Raw genomic sequence first — 2,911 nt, forward strand, 5'->3', positions numbered from 1 at the left:
TTTCGGTTAAGTCTTCGACCTATTAGTATCGGTCCGCTCAAAGTATTACTACTCTTACACGCCCGACCTATCTACCAGTTCGTCTCTCTGGGGTCTTATCTATTATATAGTGGGATATCTCATCTTGAGGTCTGCTTCACGCTTAGATGCTTTCAGCGTTTATCATGGCCACACTTAGCTACCCGGCTATGCCGTTGGCACGACAACCGGTTAACCAGCGGTGTGTCCAACCCGGTCCTCTCGTACTAGGGTCAGTGCCTCTCAAATATCCTACGCCTACGATGGATAGGGACCGAACTGTCTCACGACGTTCTGAACCCAGCTCGCGTACCGCTTTAATGGGCGAACAGCCCAACCCTTGGGACCTACTACAGCCCCAGGATGCGATGAGCCGACATCGAGGTGCCAAACCTCCCCGTCGATGTGAACTCTTGGGGGAGATAAGCCTGTTATCCCCAGGGTAGCTTTTATCCGTTGAGCGACGGCACTTCCACTCGCAACCGCCGGATCACTAAGTCCAAGTTTCCTTCCTGCTCGAGTTGTTGCTCTCGCAGTCAAGCTCCCTTCTGCCTTTACACTCTATGAACGATTTCCATCCGTTCTGAGGGAACCTTTGAGCGCCTCCGTTACTCTTTAGGAGGCGACCGCCCCAGTCAAACTGCCTGCCTGACAATGTCCAATAACCCGATGAGGGTTCCTTGTTAGAATTTCAGCTATTTAAGGGTGGTATCCCAAGGGTGACTCCACGAAATCTGGCGACCTCGCTTCTCTGTCTCCCACCTATGCTGTACATAAATAACCGAAACCCAATATCAGGGTGCAGTAAAGCTCCATGGGGTCTTTCTGTCCTATCGTAGGTAACCGGCATCTTTACCGGTAGTTCAATTTCACCGAGTCCCTTGTTGAGACAGCGTCCAGATCGTTACGCCTTTCGTGCGGGTCGGAACTTACCCGACAAGGAATTTCGCTACCTTAGGACCGTTATAGTTACGGCCGCCGTTTACTGGGGCTTCGGTTCAAAGCTTGCACTCTTTCCCTTAACCTTCCAGCACCGGGCAGGCGTCAGCCATTATACGTCATCTTACGATTTGGCAATGACCTGTGTTTTTGCTAAACAGTCGCCTGGACCTCTTCTCTGCGGCTCTCTCTCGCTCTGTATTGTTCATACTCACAAGAAAAAGCAACCCTTCTCCCGAAGTTACGGGTTCATTTTGCCGAGTTCCTTAACAAGAGTTATCTCGCGCGCCTTAGTATTCTCTACCTGTCTACCTGTGTCGGTTTGCGGTACGGGCTATCTTATCTTCCTTAGCAGCTTTTCTCGGCAGCGGGGGATCAAGGACTTCGTTACTATGTTTCACTCGTCGTCACGTCTCAGGCTTTTTGACACACGGATTTGCCTATGTGTCGCCCTATGCGCTTGAACGCCTCACCAACTGGGCGCTCGCTCTACCCTTCTGCGTCACTGCATGGTCACTAGATAAGATAGGTACAGGAATATCTACCTGTTTCCCATCGACTACGCCTTTCGGCCTTGCCTTAGGTCCCGACTAACCCTGGGCGGACGAGCCTTCCCCAGGAATCCTTAGACTTTCGGCGAAGAGGATTCTCACCTCTTTTATCGTGTACTTATACCGGCATTCTCTCTTCCATTGGGTCCACGTGCGCTTGCGCTCACGCTTCGTCCTCAATGGATTGCTCCTCTACCAATGCTTACGCATTCCGCGTCTTCGGTGTGGTGTTTGAGCCCCGTTACATTTTCGGCGCGGAACCCCTGGACCAGTGAGCTATTACGCACTCTCTTAATGATGGCTGCTTCTAAGCCAACATCCTGGTTGTCTGAGCGATTCCACATCCTTTTCCACTTAACACCAACTTGGGGACCTTAGACGGCGGTCTGGGTTCTTTCCCTTTTGACTATGAAGCTTATCCCCCATAGTCTGACTCCCAAGCAATTTCCCTACGGCATTCTGAGTTTGATAAGATTTGGTAGGCGGTGAAGCCCCCGCATCCAGTCAGTGCTTTACCTCCGCAGGTCTTGGCTTGAGGCTAGCCCTAAAGCTATTTCGAGGAGAACCAGCTATCTCCGAGTTCGATTGGAATTTCACCCCTACCCACAAGTCATCCAATGTCTTTTCAACGACACCTGGTTCGGTCCTCCACGTTATTTTACTAACGCTTCAACCTGCTCATGGGTAGATCACCCGGTTTCGGGTCTGCGCCAAGAAACGTACGCCCTATTAAGACTCGCTTTCGCTATGGCTCCGTTTCCTTAACCTGGCTTCTTAACGCAACTCGCCGGTCCGTTCTACAAAAAGTACGCCACTACTCGCATGTGGAGCTGTGACTGTTTGTAAGCATGCGGTTTCAGGTTCTATTTCACTCCTCTTCCGAGGTGCTTTTCACCTTTCCCTCACGGTACTGGTTCACTATCGGTCGCCGGGGAGTATTTAGCCTTGGGGGGTGGGCCCCCCGCCTTCCCACGAGATTTCCCGTGTCTCGTGGTACTCCGGATCCACTCCGGATATCTCAACCTTTCGCTTACAAGGCTTTAACTTTCTATGGCTGACTTTCCCAAGTCATTCAACTAGGTCTTAATATCTTTATGAGTGTCCATACCCCGAATTGCTTCGGTTTGGGCTCTTCCCGCTTCGCTCGCCGCTACTGGGGGAATCGAGTTTTCTTTCTCTTCCTCCGGGTACTTAGATGTTTCAGTTCCCCGGGTTGCCTCCTTAAAGTTATGGATTGGCTTTAAGGTTGCCGGACATAACTCCGGCAGGGTTTTCCTATTCGGATATCTACGTGTCAAGGTCTGCTTGCGACTCAACGTAGCTTTTCGCAGCTTACCGCGTCCTTCATCGGCTCCCGGCGCCTAGGCATTCACCGCATGCCCTTAATTACTTAACCTTTAGTT

The 2,911-nt window shown here is 51.2% G+C and carries 1 rRNA gene; it reads right to left on the bottom strand.

Annotation, left to right across the window (positions count from 1 at the left end):
* Positions 1-2: 2 nt before the first annotated feature.
* Positions 3-2,904: ribosomal RNA gene (locus ACKQTC_RS09150) — 23S ribosomal RNA — on the bottom strand.
* Positions 2,905-2,911: the final 7 nt, after the last annotated feature.

Origin of the sequence: Peptococcus simiae (assembly GCF_046097595.1) — a bacterium.
In the GTDB taxonomy this organism is placed as follows: domain Bacteria; phylum Bacillota; class Peptococcia; order Peptococcales; family Peptococcaceae; genus Peptococcus; species Peptococcus simiae.